Source organism: Streptomyces sp. NPDC053665 (assembly GCF_055585285.1).
This window is the reverse complement of record NZ_JBVJKK010000007.1, coordinates 1-14,957: the sequence shown is the minus strand read 5'-3', so window position 1 is coordinate 14,957 and position 14,957 is coordinate 1. Positions and strand designations below refer to the sequence as shown.

12 protein-coding genes are annotated in these 14,957 nt (G+C 73.9%); 10 read left to right on the top strand and 2 right to left on the bottom strand.

What is annotated here, in order from left to right:
* Positions 1-23: 23 nt before the first annotated feature.
* Positions 24-530 carry a cysteine dioxygenase gene (locus ACZ6ZN_RS25885; protein ID WP_467739859.1) on the bottom strand — a complete coding sequence of 169 codons (507 nt, stop codon included), beginning with the start codon at positions 528-530 and terminating at the stop codon, positions 24-26.
* A 723-nt stretch (positions 531-1,253) separates the two neighbouring features.
* Between ACZ6ZN_RS25885 and ACZ6ZN_RS25880 the strand changes: the two genes are divergently transcribed.
* The 3 genes from ACZ6ZN_RS25880 (at position 1,254) to ACZ6ZN_RS25870 (ending at position 7,029) form a co-directional block, all read left to right on the top strand.
* Positions 1,254-1,517, top strand: coding sequence for a WhiB family transcriptional regulator (locus tag ACZ6ZN_RS25880; protein WP_010034659.1), 264 nt, complete (start codon positions 1,254-1,256; stop codon positions 1,515-1,517).
* 215 nt (positions 1,518-1,732) lie between these two features.
* Positions 1,733-5,458 (top strand): glycosyltransferase family 2 protein, encoded by a 3,726-nt coding sequence (locus ACZ6ZN_RS25875; protein WP_469649882.1) that lies wholly within the window; start codon positions 1,733-1,735, stop codon positions 5,456-5,458.
* Positions 5,455-7,029: a DUF5719 family protein gene (locus ACZ6ZN_RS25870; protein WP_469649880.1), complete on the top strand. Its 1,575-nt coding sequence runs from the start codon at positions 5,455-5,457 to the stop codon at positions 7,027-7,029. Before ACZ6ZN_RS25875 ends, ACZ6ZN_RS25870 begins: the two co-directional genes overlap by 4 nt.
* Positions 7,030-7,095: 66 nt before the next feature.
* Here ACZ6ZN_RS25870 and ACZ6ZN_RS25865 read toward each other — a convergent pair whose 3' ends face one another.
* On the bottom strand, positions 7,096-7,551 hold the full coding sequence (locus ACZ6ZN_RS25865; protein WP_398112425.1) for a metallopeptidase family protein: 456 nt from the start codon (positions 7,549-7,551) through the stop codon (positions 7,096-7,098).
* A 294-nt stretch (positions 7,552-7,845) separates the two neighbouring features.
* Here ACZ6ZN_RS25865 and ACZ6ZN_RS25860 point away from each other — a divergent pair, with 294 nt between their 5' ends.
* From ACZ6ZN_RS25860 to ACZ6ZN_RS25830, 7 genes are all read left to right on the top strand, one after another.
* Positions 7,846-8,268 (top strand): DUF3499 domain-containing protein, encoded by a 423-nt coding sequence (locus tag ACZ6ZN_RS25860; RefSeq protein WP_010034669.1) that lies wholly within the window; start codon positions 7,846-7,848, stop codon positions 8,266-8,268.
* Between the two features lie 322 nt (positions 8,269-8,590).
* Complete coding sequence (locus ACZ6ZN_RS25855) at positions 8,591-9,955, top strand: phosphomannomutase/phosphoglucomutase (protein ID WP_469649877.1); 1,365 nt, start codon at positions 8,591-8,593, stop codon at positions 9,953-9,955.
* A gap of 68 nt (positions 9,956-10,023) precedes the next feature.
* Positions 10,024-10,194 (top strand): Trm112 family protein, encoded by a 171-nt coding sequence (locus ACZ6ZN_RS25850; RefSeq protein WP_398112422.1) that lies wholly within the window; start codon positions 10,024-10,026, stop codon positions 10,192-10,194.
* A 110-nt stretch (positions 10,195-10,304) separates the two neighbouring features.
* On the top strand, positions 10,305-11,432 hold the full coding sequence (locus ACZ6ZN_RS25845; protein WP_398112420.1) for an SIS domain-containing protein: 1,128 nt from the start codon (positions 10,305-10,307) through the stop codon (positions 11,430-11,432).
* A 71-nt stretch (positions 11,433-11,503) separates the two neighbouring features.
* Positions 11,504-12,655 carry a mannose-6-phosphate isomerase, class I gene (gene manA / locus ACZ6ZN_RS25840; RefSeq protein WP_469649874.1) on the top strand — a complete coding sequence of 384 codons (1,152 nt, stop codon included), beginning with the start codon at positions 11,504-11,506 and terminating at the stop codon, positions 12,653-12,655.
* 153 nt (positions 12,656-12,808) lie between these two features.
* On the top strand, positions 12,809-13,789 hold the full coding sequence (locus ACZ6ZN_RS25835; RefSeq protein ID WP_398112417.1) for a cation diffusion facilitator family transporter: 981 nt from the start codon (positions 12,809-12,811) through the stop codon (positions 13,787-13,789).
* A gap of 395 nt (positions 13,790-14,184) precedes the next feature.
* On the top strand, positions 14,185-14,957 hold a 773-nt coding region (locus ACZ6ZN_RS25830), incomplete at its 3' end, for an adenosylhomocysteinase (protein WP_469649871.1).

Sequence of the window (14,957 nt, the reverse complement as noted above, 5' to 3'; positions counted from 1 at the left end):
CCGGCCCTCGGCGGCCGCCCCCGTCAGGCGGTGACGCCGCCCGGTACGCTCCGGGCCTCGCAGTGCGGCGCGGTGTGCATCGGCATCTCCGTCAGCCCCGGGTGGTACACGTGCAGGCTCACGGCGGGCTCCAGCGCGTCGTTCACCACCTCGTGCACGTACCCGGGCGCGAACACGCGCTGGGCGCCCGCCCGCAAGGCGCGCGTGCCCCGTTCCGTGCGCTCCGTCAGCGCCCCCCGCAGCACGGTCAGCACACCGGAGGAGCGGCCGTGGTCGTGCAGCCCGCTGCCCTGCCCGGGCACCCAGGACAGCAGCCACACCTCGTAGCCGGGGCCGGTGCGCAGGCGGTGGTACCAGCGGCTGGTCGCGTCGTAGCGGACGAGGTGCTCCCACTGGGAGGGGTCGGCGGCGAGGGAGCGGGCCAGTCCGGCGAACTCGGCGACGGTCGCCGGGTGCTCGCGCGGGGCCTGCAGGAGGTGCTGGACTTCGAGGATGTCGCCGGCGATCTGGAGGTCGCTGTCGCTGTTCATGGGGTGCGGTGGTTCCTCGGCGGGAGTGGAGGTCGGTGGGGGGTCGCGCCGCCTGTGCCCGGATCGCGGGCGGCGACAGGAGTGCCCTGGTGGGAGCGGAGGGAACAGCGGCCGGGTCGTGGGTGACCCGGCGGCAGCCGGAGCGCGTTGGGCTCAACAGCCGCGACAGCAACAGCTACAGCGAACGCGGGCAGCACCGTGGGACCCGGCGGTGCGGGTCGAGGTGGATGCCAAGTTCGCGAGCATGCCCACTAGGACACCGGTTCACACCCCCACTGTCAACTCGGCACCCGGTATGTGGGATGAGGTTCACCTCATCCGGTCGATCTCTCAGATGAAAGGTTTGTCCATGCCCCACCCGGGACACATGGCGTCCATCCGGGCGCACAAACTCCGTTGCGTACTCGTGATCCGAATGTGATCCCGTTCGCTTCGGGGCGTGCGTCGGAACGAGGTCGAACGACTGGGCGTCCTTCCCCGTAGAGATCTGCGAGGGGTCCGGCGGACGACAGGGCCCTCCGGGGTCCTGTCGGTGTGTCAGGTTTTATGGTGATTTGAACACTTACCGCAAGGGCTTGGTTCCGCAGAGTGAATCAGGGGCCCAATAGCAGATCTCAGCTTGACTCGCCCGGAGCAGCACACTTGTAATTTCACTCGTGTCGTTCAGCCGGAATCGGTAACGGCTAGATCACGGGGACGCGAGAAGACAGACGAGGGGCGCACATGACCGAGACGGTGCAGCAACTGCTGGTCGACGACGCGGACGAGGAACTCGGCTGGCAGGAGCGCGCACTGTGCGCCCAGACCGACCCCGAGTCCTTCTTCCCCGAGAAGGGCGGCTCGACCCGGGAGGCCAAGAAGGTCTGCCTCGCCTGTGAGGTCCGCTCCGAATGCCTCGAGTACGCCCTCGCCAACGACGAACGCTTCGGCATCTGGGGCGGCCTGTCCGAGCGTGAGCGCCGCCGGCTGAAGAAGGCGGCCGTCTGACCCGCCCCGTTTTCCGAACGGCCCGTTGCCCGTGGGTTGTCCACAGGCGGCGGGCCGCCTTGCCCGCCCGTCTCCCGACCACCACCCCTCAACGAGGCGCTTGCGCGCCGCCCCCGCAGGACTGCCGATAGTGTGGTCGCTCGTCCGAGACGCCCCGCAGCCCCCACCGGTCGTGGGCGTCCACCACAGTCCAGCGAACCGGGGCCCGTACCTCGATGTCCGTGCACAGCCACCCGGCAGCTCCTCACGACACCGCTGCCTCAGCCGCGTTCGACCCGGCCCACACACCCGAGTTCCCGCGCCACGTGGTCACCGCGGTCCTCGTCTCCCATGACGGTGCCCGCTGGCTGCCCGACGCCCTGGCCGGGCTGCTCGGCCAGGAGCGCCCCGTGCAGTACGCGATGGGCGCCGACACCGGCAGCGCCGACGCCTCCGCCGAGCTGGTCACCGACGCCCTCGGCGCCGACCGGGTGCTGCACCTGGCCCGCCGCACCGGCTTCGGCCAGGCCGTCGAGGAGTGCGACCGCACCGCCCCCGTCCTCACCCCGGACGAACTGCCGTACCTGAAGCGGCCCAGCGGCTGGGACCCGGTCACCCGCTCCTGGCGCGACGACGCCTACGACCTGCCCGAGCTGCCGCACGGCGAGCCGGTCCAGTGGCTGTGGCTGCTGCACGACGACTGCGCCCCGGAACCGGACGCCCTGGCCCAGCTCCTGCGGGTCGTGGACACCGAGTACGAACTGGGCCGCGAGGACGTCGCCGTCGTCGGCCCCAAGCTGCGCGGCTGGTACGACCGGCGGCAGTTGCTCGAGGTCGGCGTCTCCATCGCCGACTCCGGCCGCCGCTGGACCGGCCTGGACCGCCGCGAGCAGGACCAGGGCCAGCACGACCACGTCCGGCCCGTGCTGTCCGTCTCCACCGCCGGCATGCTGGTCCGCCGGGACGTGTTCGAGCAGCTCGGCGGCTTCGACCGCCACCTGCCCCTCATGCGCGACGACGTCGACCTGTGCTGGCGCGCCCACAGCGCCGGTTACCGCGTCCTCATCGCCCCCGAGGCGGTCGTCCGGCACGCCGAGGCGGCCTCCCGCGAACGCCGCACCGTCGACTGCGTCGGCCGCACGGCGGCCTCCCCGCACAAGGTCGACAAGGCCGGCGCCGTCTACACCCTCCTGGTCAACTCGCGTACGGCCGCGCTCCCCTGGGTGCTGCTGCGGATCGTGCTGGGCACCCTGGTGCGGACCGTCGCCTACCTCGTCGGCAAGGTCCCCGGACAGGCCGTCGACGAGATCCGCGGTCTGCTGGGCACCCTGCTGCGGCCCGAGCGGATCCTCGCCGGGCGCCGCGACCGGGGTGCGCCCCAGGTCGACAAGGACGAGCTGCGGCCGCTGTTCCCGCCGCCGGGCGCGACCGTCCGGGCCACCGTCGAGCAGGTCGCCGGCGACCTCGTCGGCCGCTCCGACCCGGAGGTCACCGCCGGGGCCGGACGGCACGGCGGGGCCGTCGAGTCCGGCCCCGGCGGTGACGACGCCGACTTCCTTGAGGTCGAGCAGTTCGCCCGGCTCAAGCGCGTCGCGCGCAAGCCCGGCCCGGTGCTGTTCCTGGTGCTGCTGCTCGTCTCCCTGGTCGCGTGCCGCCAGCTCCTCGGCGGCGGCGCCCTCGCGGGCGGCGCGCTGCTGCCCGCCCCGGCCGACTCCTCCGAGCTGTGGGCGCGCTACCTGGACGCCTGGCACCCGGTCGGCGCCGGAGGCACCTCCTCCGCGCCGCCGTACCTCGCGCTGGTGGCACTGCTCGCCTCCCTGCTGTTCGGGTCGACCGGCCTCGCCGTCACGCTCCTGCTCGTCTGCTCGGTGCCCCTGGCCGGTGTCACCGCCTACTTCGCCTCCCGCCCGCTGGTCCAGTCCCGGCTGCTGCGCGCCTGGGCGGCCGTCGTCTACGCCTTCCTGCCCGCCGCCACCGGCGCCCTCGCCGGCGGCCGCATCGGCACCGCCGTCCTCGCCGTGCTGCTGCCGCTGATCGCCCGCGCGGCCGTCGCGGCCGGCGGCCTGGCGCACAGCGGCGGCACACGCGGCAGCTGGCGGGCCACCTGGGCCTATGCGCTGCTGCTGACGATCGCCACGGCCTTCACCCCGGTCGTCTGGCCCGTCGCGCTGGTCCTCGGTCTGGCACTGCTGGTCCTGCGCCGCTCCGACGTCCTGGCCTACGGGCTGCGCTTCCTCGCCCAGCTCGGCACCCCCCTGCTCGTCCTCGCCCCCTGGTCGCTGACGCTGCTGCCGTTCGGCTTCTTCCGGGAGGCCGGGCTGGACTTCGGAGCGTCGGCCGCCTCCGCCACGGACCTGCTCGGCGCGAGCCCGGGCGGCCCCGGCACGGTCAGCGGCCTGATGCTCCTCGGCATCGTCCTCGCGGCACTGGCCGCCCTGCTGCGCGCGGAGCGCCAGTTGGGCATCCGCACGGCCTGGGTGGTCGCCCTGACCGGCTTCGTTTTCGCCGTCCTCGCCAACGGCACGGCCTGGGCCGGCCCCGCGACCCTCGTCCACGGCATCGCCCTGCTTTCGGCCGCCGCGCTCGGCGCCGACGGGGCACGCTCGCGCGTGGCCGAGCAGAGCTTCGGCTGGCGCCAGCCGGTCGCCGTCCTGATCGCCTTCGCCTCCGCCGCCGGCCCGCTGCTCATCGCCGCGGGCTGGATGATCGGCGGTGCCGACGGGCCCCTGGAGCGGCGCGACCCCGTCCAGGTCCCGGCCTTCGTCGCCGACGAGAGCGGCACGAACGGCGACCAGGCCCGCACCCTCGTCCTCGACAGCGACTCCACCGCCCACGTCCGCTACACACTCGTCCGCGGCTCCGGTGCGCGTCTCGGCGACGCCGAGATCGCCGCCTCCCAGGGGGACAACGCCACGCTCGACAAGGTCGTCGCCCATCTCGTCGCCGGCTCCGGAGCCGACCAGGCCGGCCAGCTCGGCGACTTCGCCATCGGCTACGTGCTGGTCCACCAGGGCGCGCCCCGCGAGGTCACCCGCGTCCTGGACGCCACGCCCGGCCTGGCCCGGCTCAGCCGGCAGGAGGGCGGCGCGCTGTGGCACGTCAAGCGGTCGGTCGCCCGGGCCGTGATCGTCGCCCCCACCGGCTCCGGCACCCCGAAGCCCGTCGCCGCGGGACCGGTCGACATCCACACGACGATCCCGGCGGGGGCCGGCGGGCGCCTGCTGCGCCTGGCCGACACCGCCTCCGACGGCTGGACCGCCACGCTCGACGGCAAGCCCCTGAAGCCCACCACCGTCGACGGCTGGGCCCAGGGCTTCGAACTCCCCGCCTCCGGCGGCAGGCTGGACGTCACCCACGACGACCCGATCGGCCACACCGCCTGGTTGTGGGCCCAGGGACTGCTGGCCCTCGTCCTCGTGGTGCTCGCCCTGCCCGGCCGCCGGCGCGACATCGACGACGACCTGCCCGAAGAGCCCGTCGTCCCGGCCCAGGCCGCCGCCGGGGAGGGCCGCCGCGCCCGCCGGCTGCGCGCCCAGGCCGAGGCCGAGGCCGAACAGGCCCCCGCACCCGACGACTTCCCGCCCCCGCAGACCCCCGCCGCCGTGCCCCCGCAGCAGGACGGCCAGTGGGACACGGCGGCCTACGCGGACCACGAGTACGGCGGCCACGAGTACGGCGGCCACGACGACGGCCGGTACCACGACGCCGCGTACCCGGCGGACCCGTACGGGCAGCAGTACCAGCCCGACCCGTACCAGGCCGGTCAGTACGACCCGTACGCCTACGACGGCACCCCCCATGCGGGTCACGACCAGGCCCCGTACGGCCACACCCCGTACGACCGGACCGGCTACGACCCCTCGTACCCGCAGGACTACGGCACGCCGTACGACCCGGCGCAGCAGCAGCACCACCACCCCCACGGCACGGGCAGTGAGCGTCCCGACGGGAGCCAGCAGTGAACCGCACGACCCTGTCCCTGATCGCCGGCGCGACCGCGCTCGCCGCCGTCACCGGCTTCGCCGCGCTGTCCGCCCCGGACGCCACGGGCACGGAGACCGCCGCCCAGCCCGCCGCCCAACGGCCCGTGGAGCGCACGAGCCTGCTGTGCCCCGCGCCGAGCACGTCCGACATCGCCGAGACCACCTACGCGTCCTTCACCCCCGTCACGAAGGGCGCCGGAAGCGGCGGCAAGGCCGAACTCCGGGCGGCCGCCGCGAAGTCGGCCGGCGCGGGGGCCGCGGACGACGGGAAGGGCGAGGACGGCAAGGACGGCAAGGACGGCAAGGACGGCGAGGACGGCGAGAAGACCGGCGGCACTTCGGATGGGGACGCGGCCGGCGAGCCCGTGCTGACCCCCAAGGAGCCGGGCAGGCCCGTCACCGGCGAGACGTCCGGCTCGGACGCACCCGCCCTGGTCGGCACCGCCGACGGCCGTTTCGCCCCCGGCTGGACCCTCCAGGAGACGACGGAGGTCGCGGCCGGCACGGGCCGGGGACTGCAGGGCGTGACCTGCACCGCGCCGGACACGGACTTCTGGTTCCCCGGCGCCGCCACATCCCCCGAGCGCACCGACTACGTGCACCTGACCAACCCGGACGACTCCGCGGCCGTGGTCGACATCGAGCTCTACGGCAAGGACGGCCTGCTGAAGTCCGAGGTGGGCGAGGGCATCACCGTCCCGGCGCACTCCAGCGAACCGGTCCTGCTGTCCACCCTCGCGGACGCGGACCAGACCGACCTGACCGTGCACGTCAACGTCCGCAGCGGCCGCGTCGGGGCCGCGGTGCAGGCGCTGGACGACAAGATCGGCGGCGACTGGCTGGCCGCGTCCGCCGACCCGTCCGGCAGCCTGGTCCTGCCCGGCATCCCCAAGGACGCCACCGAGGTGCGCCTGATCGCGTTCGCCCCCGGCGACGCCGACGCGGACCTGAAGGTGCGTCTCGCCTCCCCGTCCGGGCTGATCACCCCGGCCGGGCACGAGACGGTGCACGTCAAGGGCGGGATGACCGCCGCCGTGGACCTGGGCGACGTCACCCGCGGCGAGCCGGGCTCCCTGGTGCTGACGCCGACCCAGCAGTCGGTGCCGGTCGTCGCGGCCCTGCGTGTCGTGCGCGGCAAGGGGGACCGGAAGGAGACCGCGTTCATCCCGGCCACCCGCCCCGTCGGCACGCGCGCGACGGCCCCGGCCAACGGCGCCAAGGGCAGCACCCTGTCCCTGACCGCTCCCGGCCGCGCCGCCACCGTCGAGGTCACGGCCTCCGCGGGCAGCGAGGGCGGCACCCCGGTGTCCAAGACGTACACGATCAAGGCGGGCACCACCCAGGACATCGAGCCCCCGGTCCCCGGCGGCCTGAAGGGCACCTACGCGCTGACCGTCGAGCCGGTCTCCGGCGGGCCGGTCCACGGCGCCCGCACCCTGTCGGCCGCGCGGGACGGCGTCCCGGCCTTCACCGTGCAGGTCCTGCCGGACGACCGGGGCACGGTCGCGGTACCGCGGGCGGAGCAGGACCTGTCGGTGCTGCTGGACTAGGCCGCACCGGCCGGATCGGTCTGCCGGCCCGGCCCGCCCTGACGGTCCGGCCGGCCGGCGGCGGGGTCAGCCCTGGTCCTCGCCGTAGCGCGGGTCCACGGTCTCCGGTGTGAGTCCCAGCAGCTCGGCGACCTGCTCGACGACGACCTCGTGCACCAGCGCCGCCCGCTCGTCCCGCCCCTTGGTGCGGATCTCCACCGGCCGCCGGTAGATCACCACGCGTGCGGGGCGCCCCTCGCGCGCGCCGACCGTCCCGCCGAGCGGAACCGCCTCGTCGTGCCAGGCCTGGCCGGGCCCGTCGAGCCGGGGCACCTCCAGGACCAGGAAATCGATGTCGGCGAGCTGCGGCCACCGCCGCTCCAGGCGCTCCACGGAGTCCTGCACCAAATCCGCGAACGCCTCCGCGCGACTCGCGGCGAGCGGCACCTGCGGGGGTGCGATCGGACCGCGCATGCCCCGGCCGTGCCGATCACGGCGGCGGGGCCCGGGGGCGGCGGTGCGGGGGGCTACGGGCTTGTCCATCACTGGTGAAGGATAGTCCCCGCGGGGCTCGCGTGCCCGGCACCGCGGGGCTCGCCGGGGCGGGTTCCGGCCGCCCCGCGCGGCATGTCGTCACATGACCGTTCAAGCCAAGCTCGGGTTCGCTCCCGCCTCTCGATGAGACCGAGACCTTCGCGGCAATTGACCTCTTTATGCTGACTTTTGACCGCTCGTGGAGCTGCCCTAGGCCGGGTGCGGGAGGGCCCGAGCAGTCGGTAAGGTGCACTCGAAGGGGTGTGTGGGGCGTTTCACGCCACGACACGGTGGAGTGACCTGGTGGAGAGTCGTCGCGGCCCGCTCAAGAGTGCGGTACCGTCCAACGTCGTGAGCCCTGTACGTCGCTGTTCGCGCACCGCCTGCGGCCGTCCCGCCGTCGCGACGCTGACGTACGTCTACGCCGACTCGACCGCGGTCCTCGGCCCGCTCGCCACCTACGCCGAACCCCACTGCTACGACCTGTGCGCCGAGCACTCCGAGCGCCTCACCGCCCCGCGCGGCTGGGAGGTCGTCCGGCTCCTCGACGGCTCGGCGCCGGCCCGTCCCAGCGGTGACGACCTCGAAGCGCTTGCCAACGCCGTGCGCGAGGCGGCCCGCCCCCAGGAGCGGGCGGCCGGAGCCGGCGGCGGGGGGCGCGCGGCCGACCCGATGGAGGTTGCCCGGCGCGGCCACCTGCGGGTCCTGCGTTCGCCCGACAACTGACCGCGCCGCACCGCACCGCTCCCGGTCTCTCCGCACACCCACCCGTCGACGCGCCCCCGGCGCGGACGTGACCAGTCCGTCCTTAAGCGGCGAGAAAACGCTTTCGCTCGGCGGACACCGGTGAGGCGTCCGTGTACGTCCAGGAACCGGCGCCCGTCGGCGACTCGCTCGGCCTCTCCGCCCTGGCCGCGGCTCCGCCCCTGCTCGCGACCCCACCCCTGCCGGTCGTCCGCGTCCCGCCCGGCGGTGTCCGGCTCAAGGCCCACCCGGCGGTGCGGGTAGGTTGGACCGCCCGAGTGGACTTTCCAGGAAGAGGCGGGGCGTGGCTGCTGATCTGTCGCAGGTCGTCAAGGCGTACGACGTACGCGGGGTCGTCCCCGACCAGTGGGACGAGTCCCTGGCCGAGCTCTTCGGAGCGGCCTTCGTCCAGGTCACCGGGGCGAGCGCCATCACGACCGGGCACGACATGCGGCCCTCCTCACCCGGCCTGTCACGGGCCTTCGCCCGCGGGGCCGCGGCGCAGGGCGCCGACGTGACGGAGATCGGCCTGTGCTCGACCGACCAGCTGTACTACGCCTCGGGCGCGCTGGACCTGCCCGGCGCCATGTTCACCGCCTCGCACAACCCCGCGCAGTACAACGGCATCAAGATGTGCCGCGCGGGCGCCGCCCCCGTCGGCCAGGACACCGGCCTGGCCGACATCCGGGAACTGGTCGAGCGCTGGAGCGGGACCGGGGCCCCGCAGGCCGCCGCCCGGACGGGCACCATCAGCGCCCGCGACACGCTGTCCGACTACGCGGCCCATCTGCGCTCCCTCGTCGACCTCGGCGCGATCCGCCCCCTGAAGGTCGTCGTCGACGCCGGCAACGGCATGGGCGGGCACACGGTCCCCGAGGTCCTCGCCGGCCTGCCCCTGACGCTGGTGCCCCTGTACTTCGAGCTCGACGGCACCTTCCCCAACCACGAGGCCAACCCCCTCGACCCGGCCAACCTCGTCGACCTGCAGAAGCGCGTCCGCGAGGAGGGCGCCGACCTGGGCCTGGCCTTCGACGGCGACGCCGACCGCTGCTTCGTCGTCGACGAGCGCGGCGAGCCCGTCTCCCCGTCGGCGATCACCGCCCTGGTCGCCTCCCGCGAACTGGCCCGCAACGGCGGCCAGGGCATCGTCATCCACAACCTGATCACGTCCTGGTCCGTCCCCGAGGTCGTCGCCGAGCACGGCGGCACCCCCGTCCGCACCCGCGTGGGCCACTCCTTCATCAAGGCCGAGATGGCCCGCACCGGTGCCCTCTTCGGCGGCGAGCACTCCGCCCACTACTACTTCCGCGACTTCTGGAACGCCGACACGGGCATGCTGGCGGCCCTGCACGTCCTGGCGGCCCTCGGCGGCCAGGGCGCCCCGCTGTCGTCCCTGGTGGCCGAGTACGACCGCTACACCGGCTCGGGCGAGATCAACTCCACCGTCGCCGACCAGCGGGCCAGCCTCGCCGCCGTCCGCTCCGCGTACGCGACCCGCGAGGGCGTCACCCTGGACGAGCTCGACGGCCTGACGGTCTCCGCCGCCGACTGGTGGTTCAACGTCCGCCCCTCCAACACCGAACCGCTCCTCCGGCTGAACGCCGAGGCGAGGGACCCGCAGACGATGGCCCGGGTGCGGGACGAGGTGCTGGGGATCATCAGGGGCTGAGGCCCCGCCCCCCGCGGCGGTAATCTGACCAGGCACGACCCATGCGCCCGCACCGCGAAGGAACCTCCATGCCCCTCGAATCCGGCCTCCTCGACATCCTCGCCTGCCCGGCCTGCCACGCCCCGCTCCGGGAGCAGGACAGCGAGCTGGTCTGCACCGACGACAGCTGCGGCCTGGCCTACCCCGTCCGCGACGGCATCCCCGTCCTCCTCGTCGACGAGGCCCGCCGCCCCGCCTGACGCCCACGGGGCGCACCTTCGCGGTCCGCGGAGCACATGACGTCCCGGCACGGCGGGCATCGACGTAGGACGACATCCCACAGACCCCGGCGATCGGAGGCTGCCGCCCCATGCTCGACGAATCGCTGCTCGACAACCCGGACGCCCTCGCCGAGGCGGACCGCCGCGGACTGCTCCGCGGCGCGGCCGAAGCCGGCGCGCGGGTGCGCACGGCGGCCCGCCACTCCGCCGAGGCCGGCATCAACGACCTCAAGCCCGACGGCCGCCCCCGCGCGGTCCTGATCGCCGGGCCGGGCGCCGCCGCCACCCACGCGGCCGACCTCCTCGGCACCCTCGCCGCCGCCGGCAGCCCCGTCACCCGGCTGGCCCCCACGGGCGTCGCCCCCGCCGCGGGCGCCCTGCGCTGGGAACTGCCCGGCTGGACCGGCTCGGTGGACCTGCTGCTCATCACCACACCGGACGGCTCCGAACCGGGCCTGTCCCTGCTGGCCGAGCAGGCCTACCGCCGCGGCTGCACCGTCGTCGCCGTGGCACCGGCCGGCTCCCCGCTCGCCGACGCCGTCAACGGCTCGCACGGCCTGTTCGTCCCCATGGCGACTGCGCCCTACGACCAGGACGAGCCGCTCGCCGCGTCCGCCCCCGGCGTGCTGTGGGCCCTGCTCACCCCGCTCCTCGCGCTGCTGGACCGCACCGGCCTGCTCGAAGCCCCGCCGGACGCCCTCGCCAAGGTCGCCGACCGCCTCGACCGCGTCGCCGAACGCTGCGGCCCCGCCATCGCCACCTACAGCAACCCCGCCAAGACCCTGGCCACCGAACTCGCCGACGCGCTGCCCCTGGTGTGGACCGAGGGCGTCTCGGCCGGTCCCGCCGGCCGCCGCTTCGCCGCGGCCCTCGCCGAGCTGTCCGGCGCCCCCGCCATGGTCGCCGAGCTCCCCGAGGCCCTCGCCGCCCACAGCGCGCTGCTGGCCGGCCCGCTCGCCGCCAGCGCCGACCCGGACGACTTCTTCCGCGACCGCGTCGAGGAACCGCCCGCCCTGCACGCGCGCGTGGTGCTCCTGCGCGACCGCCCCATCGGCGGCCTCACCGCGGCCCCCGGCGCCCGGGAACTCGCCCTCAGCCACGACACGCCGATCAGCGAACTCGAACCCGAGCCGGGCGGCGAACTGGAGACCCTCGCGGAACTGATCGCCATGACGGATTTCGCCGCGGTTTACCTGGCGCTCGCCTCGAGGGCCTGATCTTGCCCGGGACGCCCTGACGCCGGGGACGTCCCTCGCGCCCGCACGCCCGTACACGCAGAGAGAACGCCATGGACCGCCTCGACAACACCGTCCGCCCCTACGCCTGGGGCTCCCCGACGGCCATCCCGCAGCTGCTCGGCACCGAACCGACCGGCGAACCGCAGGCGGAGATGTGGATGGGCGCCCACCCGGGCGCCCCCTCGCGCACCGCACGGGGCACCCTCGCCGAGGTCATCGACGCCGACCCCGAGGAGGAACTCGGCGCCGCCGCCGTCGCCCGGTTCGGCCCCCGCCTGCCGTTCCTGCTGAAGCTCCTCGCCGCCGGCGCCCCCCTCTCCCTCCAGGTCCACCCCGACCTGGCCCAGGCCAGGGAGGGCTACGCCGACGAGGAGCGCCGCGGCATCCCCGCCGACGCCCCGCACCGCAACTACAAGGACGCCAACCACAAGCCCGAACTCATCTGCGCCCTCACCGAGTTCGACGGCCTGTGCGGCTTCCGCGCCCCCCTGGAGGCCGCCGCCCTCCTCGACGGCCTCGGCGTCGACTCCCTCAAGCCCTACGTCGACCTGCTGCACGCCCACCCCGAGGACGCCGCCCTGCGCGAGGTCCTCACGGCGATCCTCACCGCCGACCGCGAGGAGATGACCCGCACCGTCGAGGAGGCCGCAGCCGCCTGCACCCGCCTCGGCGGCGCCTACACCCCGTACGCCGACATCGCCCACCACTACCCCGGTGACCCCGGCGTCATCGCCGCGATGCTGCTCAACCACGTCCGGCTCCAGCCCGGCGAGGCCCTCTACCTCGGCGCCGGCGTCCCGCACGCCTACCTCGACGGACTCGGCGTCGAGATCATGGCCAACTCGGACAACGTGCTGCGCTGCGGCCTGACCCCCAAGCACGTCGACGTGCCCGAACTCCTGCGCATCGTCCGCTTCCACGCCGCCGACCCGGGGGTGCTGCGCCCCGAGGCCGCCCCGGACGGCGAAGAGGTCTACGAGACGCCCATCGACGAGTTCCGCCTCTCGCGCTACGTCCTCGCCGAAGCGGGCGGCACCCGCGACCTCACACGGGCGACCCCGCAGATCCTGCTGTGCACCGCCGGCGCCGTCCGCGCGGGCGAGCACGAACTGGCCCCGGGCCGCTCCGTCTTCGTCCCGGCCGGCGAAAAGGCCGAAGTGTCCGGATCCGGAACGCTCTTCCGGGCCACCGTCGTCGTCTGACCGTTTCGAAGCCCCCCATGCCGGTGACCTGAACCACCGCGGCTGCGGCGGGCTGCAACAATGGCCCACCGTCAAGCACGGGCAAAGCCACGGGCGTCGCATCACGGCGGCGCCCCGGCCCTGGAACGGCGTACGAAGGGACAACGCGAACCAATGAGCGCGTCAGGCGGCACCAAGGCGATCGTGGCGGCACTGGCCGCCAACCTCGCGATCGCGGTAGCGAAGTTCGTGGCGTTCCTCTTCAGCGGCTCGTCGTCGATGCTCGCCGAGTCCGTGCACTCGGTCGCCGACTCCGGCAACCAGGCGCTGCTGCTCGTCGGCGGCAAGAAGGCCAAGCGGGAGGCGACCCCGCAACACCCCTTCGGCTACGGCCGCGAGCGCTACATCTACGCCTTCCTCGTCTCCATCGTCCTCTTCTCGCTCGGCGGCATGTTCGCCCTCTACGAGGGCTACGAGAAGATCAAGCACCCGCACGAACTGACGCACTGGTACTGGCCGGTCGGCGTCCTGGTCTTCGCCATCATCGCCGAGGGCTTCTCCTTCCGCACCGCCATCAAGGAGTCCAACAGCCTGCGCGGCGGCCGGTCCTGGAAGGACTTCGTCCGCCACGCCAAGGCTCCCGAGCTCCCGGTCGTCCTGCTGGAGGACCTCGGTGCCCTCGTCGGTCTCGTCCTGGCCCTCGGCGGCGTCGGCCTCGCCCTGCTCACCGGCGACAGCGTCTGGGACGGCATCGGCACCCTCTGCATCGGCATCCTGCTCGTCCTGATCGCCCTCGTGCTCGCCGCCGAGACCAAGTCGCTGCTGCTCGGCGAGTCCGCCGGCGCCGAGGAGACCCGCAAGATCGAGGCCGCCGTCGTCGACGGCGACGTCGTCACCCGCATCATCCACATGCGCACCCTGCACCTCGGCCCCGAGGAACTCCTCGTCGCCGCGAAGATCGCCGTCCGGCACGACGACACGGCCACCGAGATCGCCCACGCCATCGACGCCGCCGAGGCCCGCATCCGCGAGGCCGTCCCGATCGCCCGCGTCATCTACCTCGAACCGGACATCTACAGCGAGACCGAGGCGGCCAAGGGCCCCGACCCCGAGGCCAGCCCCGGCGGCCCGGCCCCCCACGCCACCGACCACTGACGACACCGCCTCCGACCCGCGGGGCCCGCCGGACACCCGGCGGGCCCCGCGGCGTTCCACGGCCCGCGCCCCCGGCACCCGGCCGGCCCACGGCCTTTCGCCGCCCGATGCGGAAGGCCCCGATCGCCCCCGGCTCCCTCACATGATCGGCTCGATGTGTTCGCGGGCGGACTGGGGATCGCACCCGCCCCCGGTGTAGCTTGGGACGGAGCCAGACGTCGCTGCTGATGGCGGTCGGGCGGTCCCACCGCGGACCGGCCGAGGGAGAGAGGGCCTCCGACGGACTGCGCTGCGCGCACGCGGGCATGCCTGTGTCCTCTTTCGGGCACCCCTGTGTCCGCCGCCGCGCAGACCAGCCGTACCCACCCTCGACCCAACCCGAGGAGCAGCTCGCAATGACGACTGTCGAGAACCGACAGGACTTCAAGGTCGCCGACCTCTCCCTGGCCGACTTCGGCCGCAAGGAGATCACCCTCGCCGAGCACGAGATGCCCGGCCTGATGGCGATCCGCAAGGAGTACGCCGAGGCGCAGCCCCTGGCGGGCGCCCGCGTCACCGGCTCCCTGCACATGACCGTGCAGACCGCCGTGCTCATCGAGACCCTGGTCGCCCTCGGCGCCGAGGTCCGCTGGGCCTCCTGCAACATCTTCTCCACCCAGGACCACGCCGCCGCGGCCATCGCCGTCGGCCCGAACGGCACCGTGGACAACCCCCAGGGCGTCCCCGTCTTCGCCTGGAAGGGCGAGACGCTCCAGGAGTACTGGTGGTGCACCGAGCAGGCCCTGACCTGGCCGGACAGCCCCACCGGCGGCCCGAACATGATCCTGGACGACGGCGGCGACGCCACCCTCCTCGTCCACAAGGGCGTCGAGTACGAGAAGGACGGCAAGGTTCCTTCGCCCGACACCGCCGAGTCCGACGAGCACCGCGTCATCCTCGAGCTGCTGACCCGCACCCTGGGCGAGAACCCCCAGAAGTGGACCCAGCTGTCCTCGGAGATCCGTGGCGTGACCGAGGAGACCACGACCGGCGTGCACCGCCTGTACGAGATGCAGCGCGAGGGCACCCTGCTGTTCCCGGCGATCAACGTCAACGACGCGGTCACCAAGTCGAAGTTCGACAACAAGTACGGCTGCCGCCACTCGCTGATCGACGGCATCAACCGCGC

Coding starts and splice junctions, on each gene's coding strand:
- ACZ6ZN_RS25865 (WP_398112425.1), bottom strand. CDS start 7,551: ATGGACAAGCCCGTAGCCCCCCGCACCGCCGCCCCCGGGCCCCGCCGC.
- ACZ6ZN_RS25880 (WP_010034659.1), top strand. CDS start 1,254: ATGACCGAGACGGTGCAGCAACTGCTGGTCGACGACGCGGACGAGGAA.
- ACZ6ZN_RS25845 (WP_398112420.1), top strand. CDS start 10,305: ATGCTCGACGAATCGCTGCTCGACAACCCGGACGCCCTCGCCGAGGCG.
- manA (WP_469649874.1), top strand. CDS start 11,504: ATGGACCGCCTCGACAACACCGTCCGCCCCTACGCCTGGGGCTCCCCG.
- ACZ6ZN_RS25835 (WP_398112417.1), top strand. CDS start 12,809: ATGAGCGCGTCAGGCGGCACCAAGGCGATCGTGGCGGCACTGGCCGCC.
- ACZ6ZN_RS25850 (WP_398112422.1), top strand. CDS start 10,024: ATGCCCCTCGAATCCGGCCTCCTCGACATCCTCGCCTGCCCGGCCTGC.
- ACZ6ZN_RS25885 (WP_467739859.1), bottom strand. CDS start 530: ATGAACAGCGACAGCGACCTCCAGATCGCCGGCGACATCCTCGAAGTC.
- ACZ6ZN_RS25875 (WP_469649882.1), top strand. CDS start 1,733: ATGTCCGTGCACAGCCACCCGGCAGCTCCTCACGACACCGCTGCCTCA.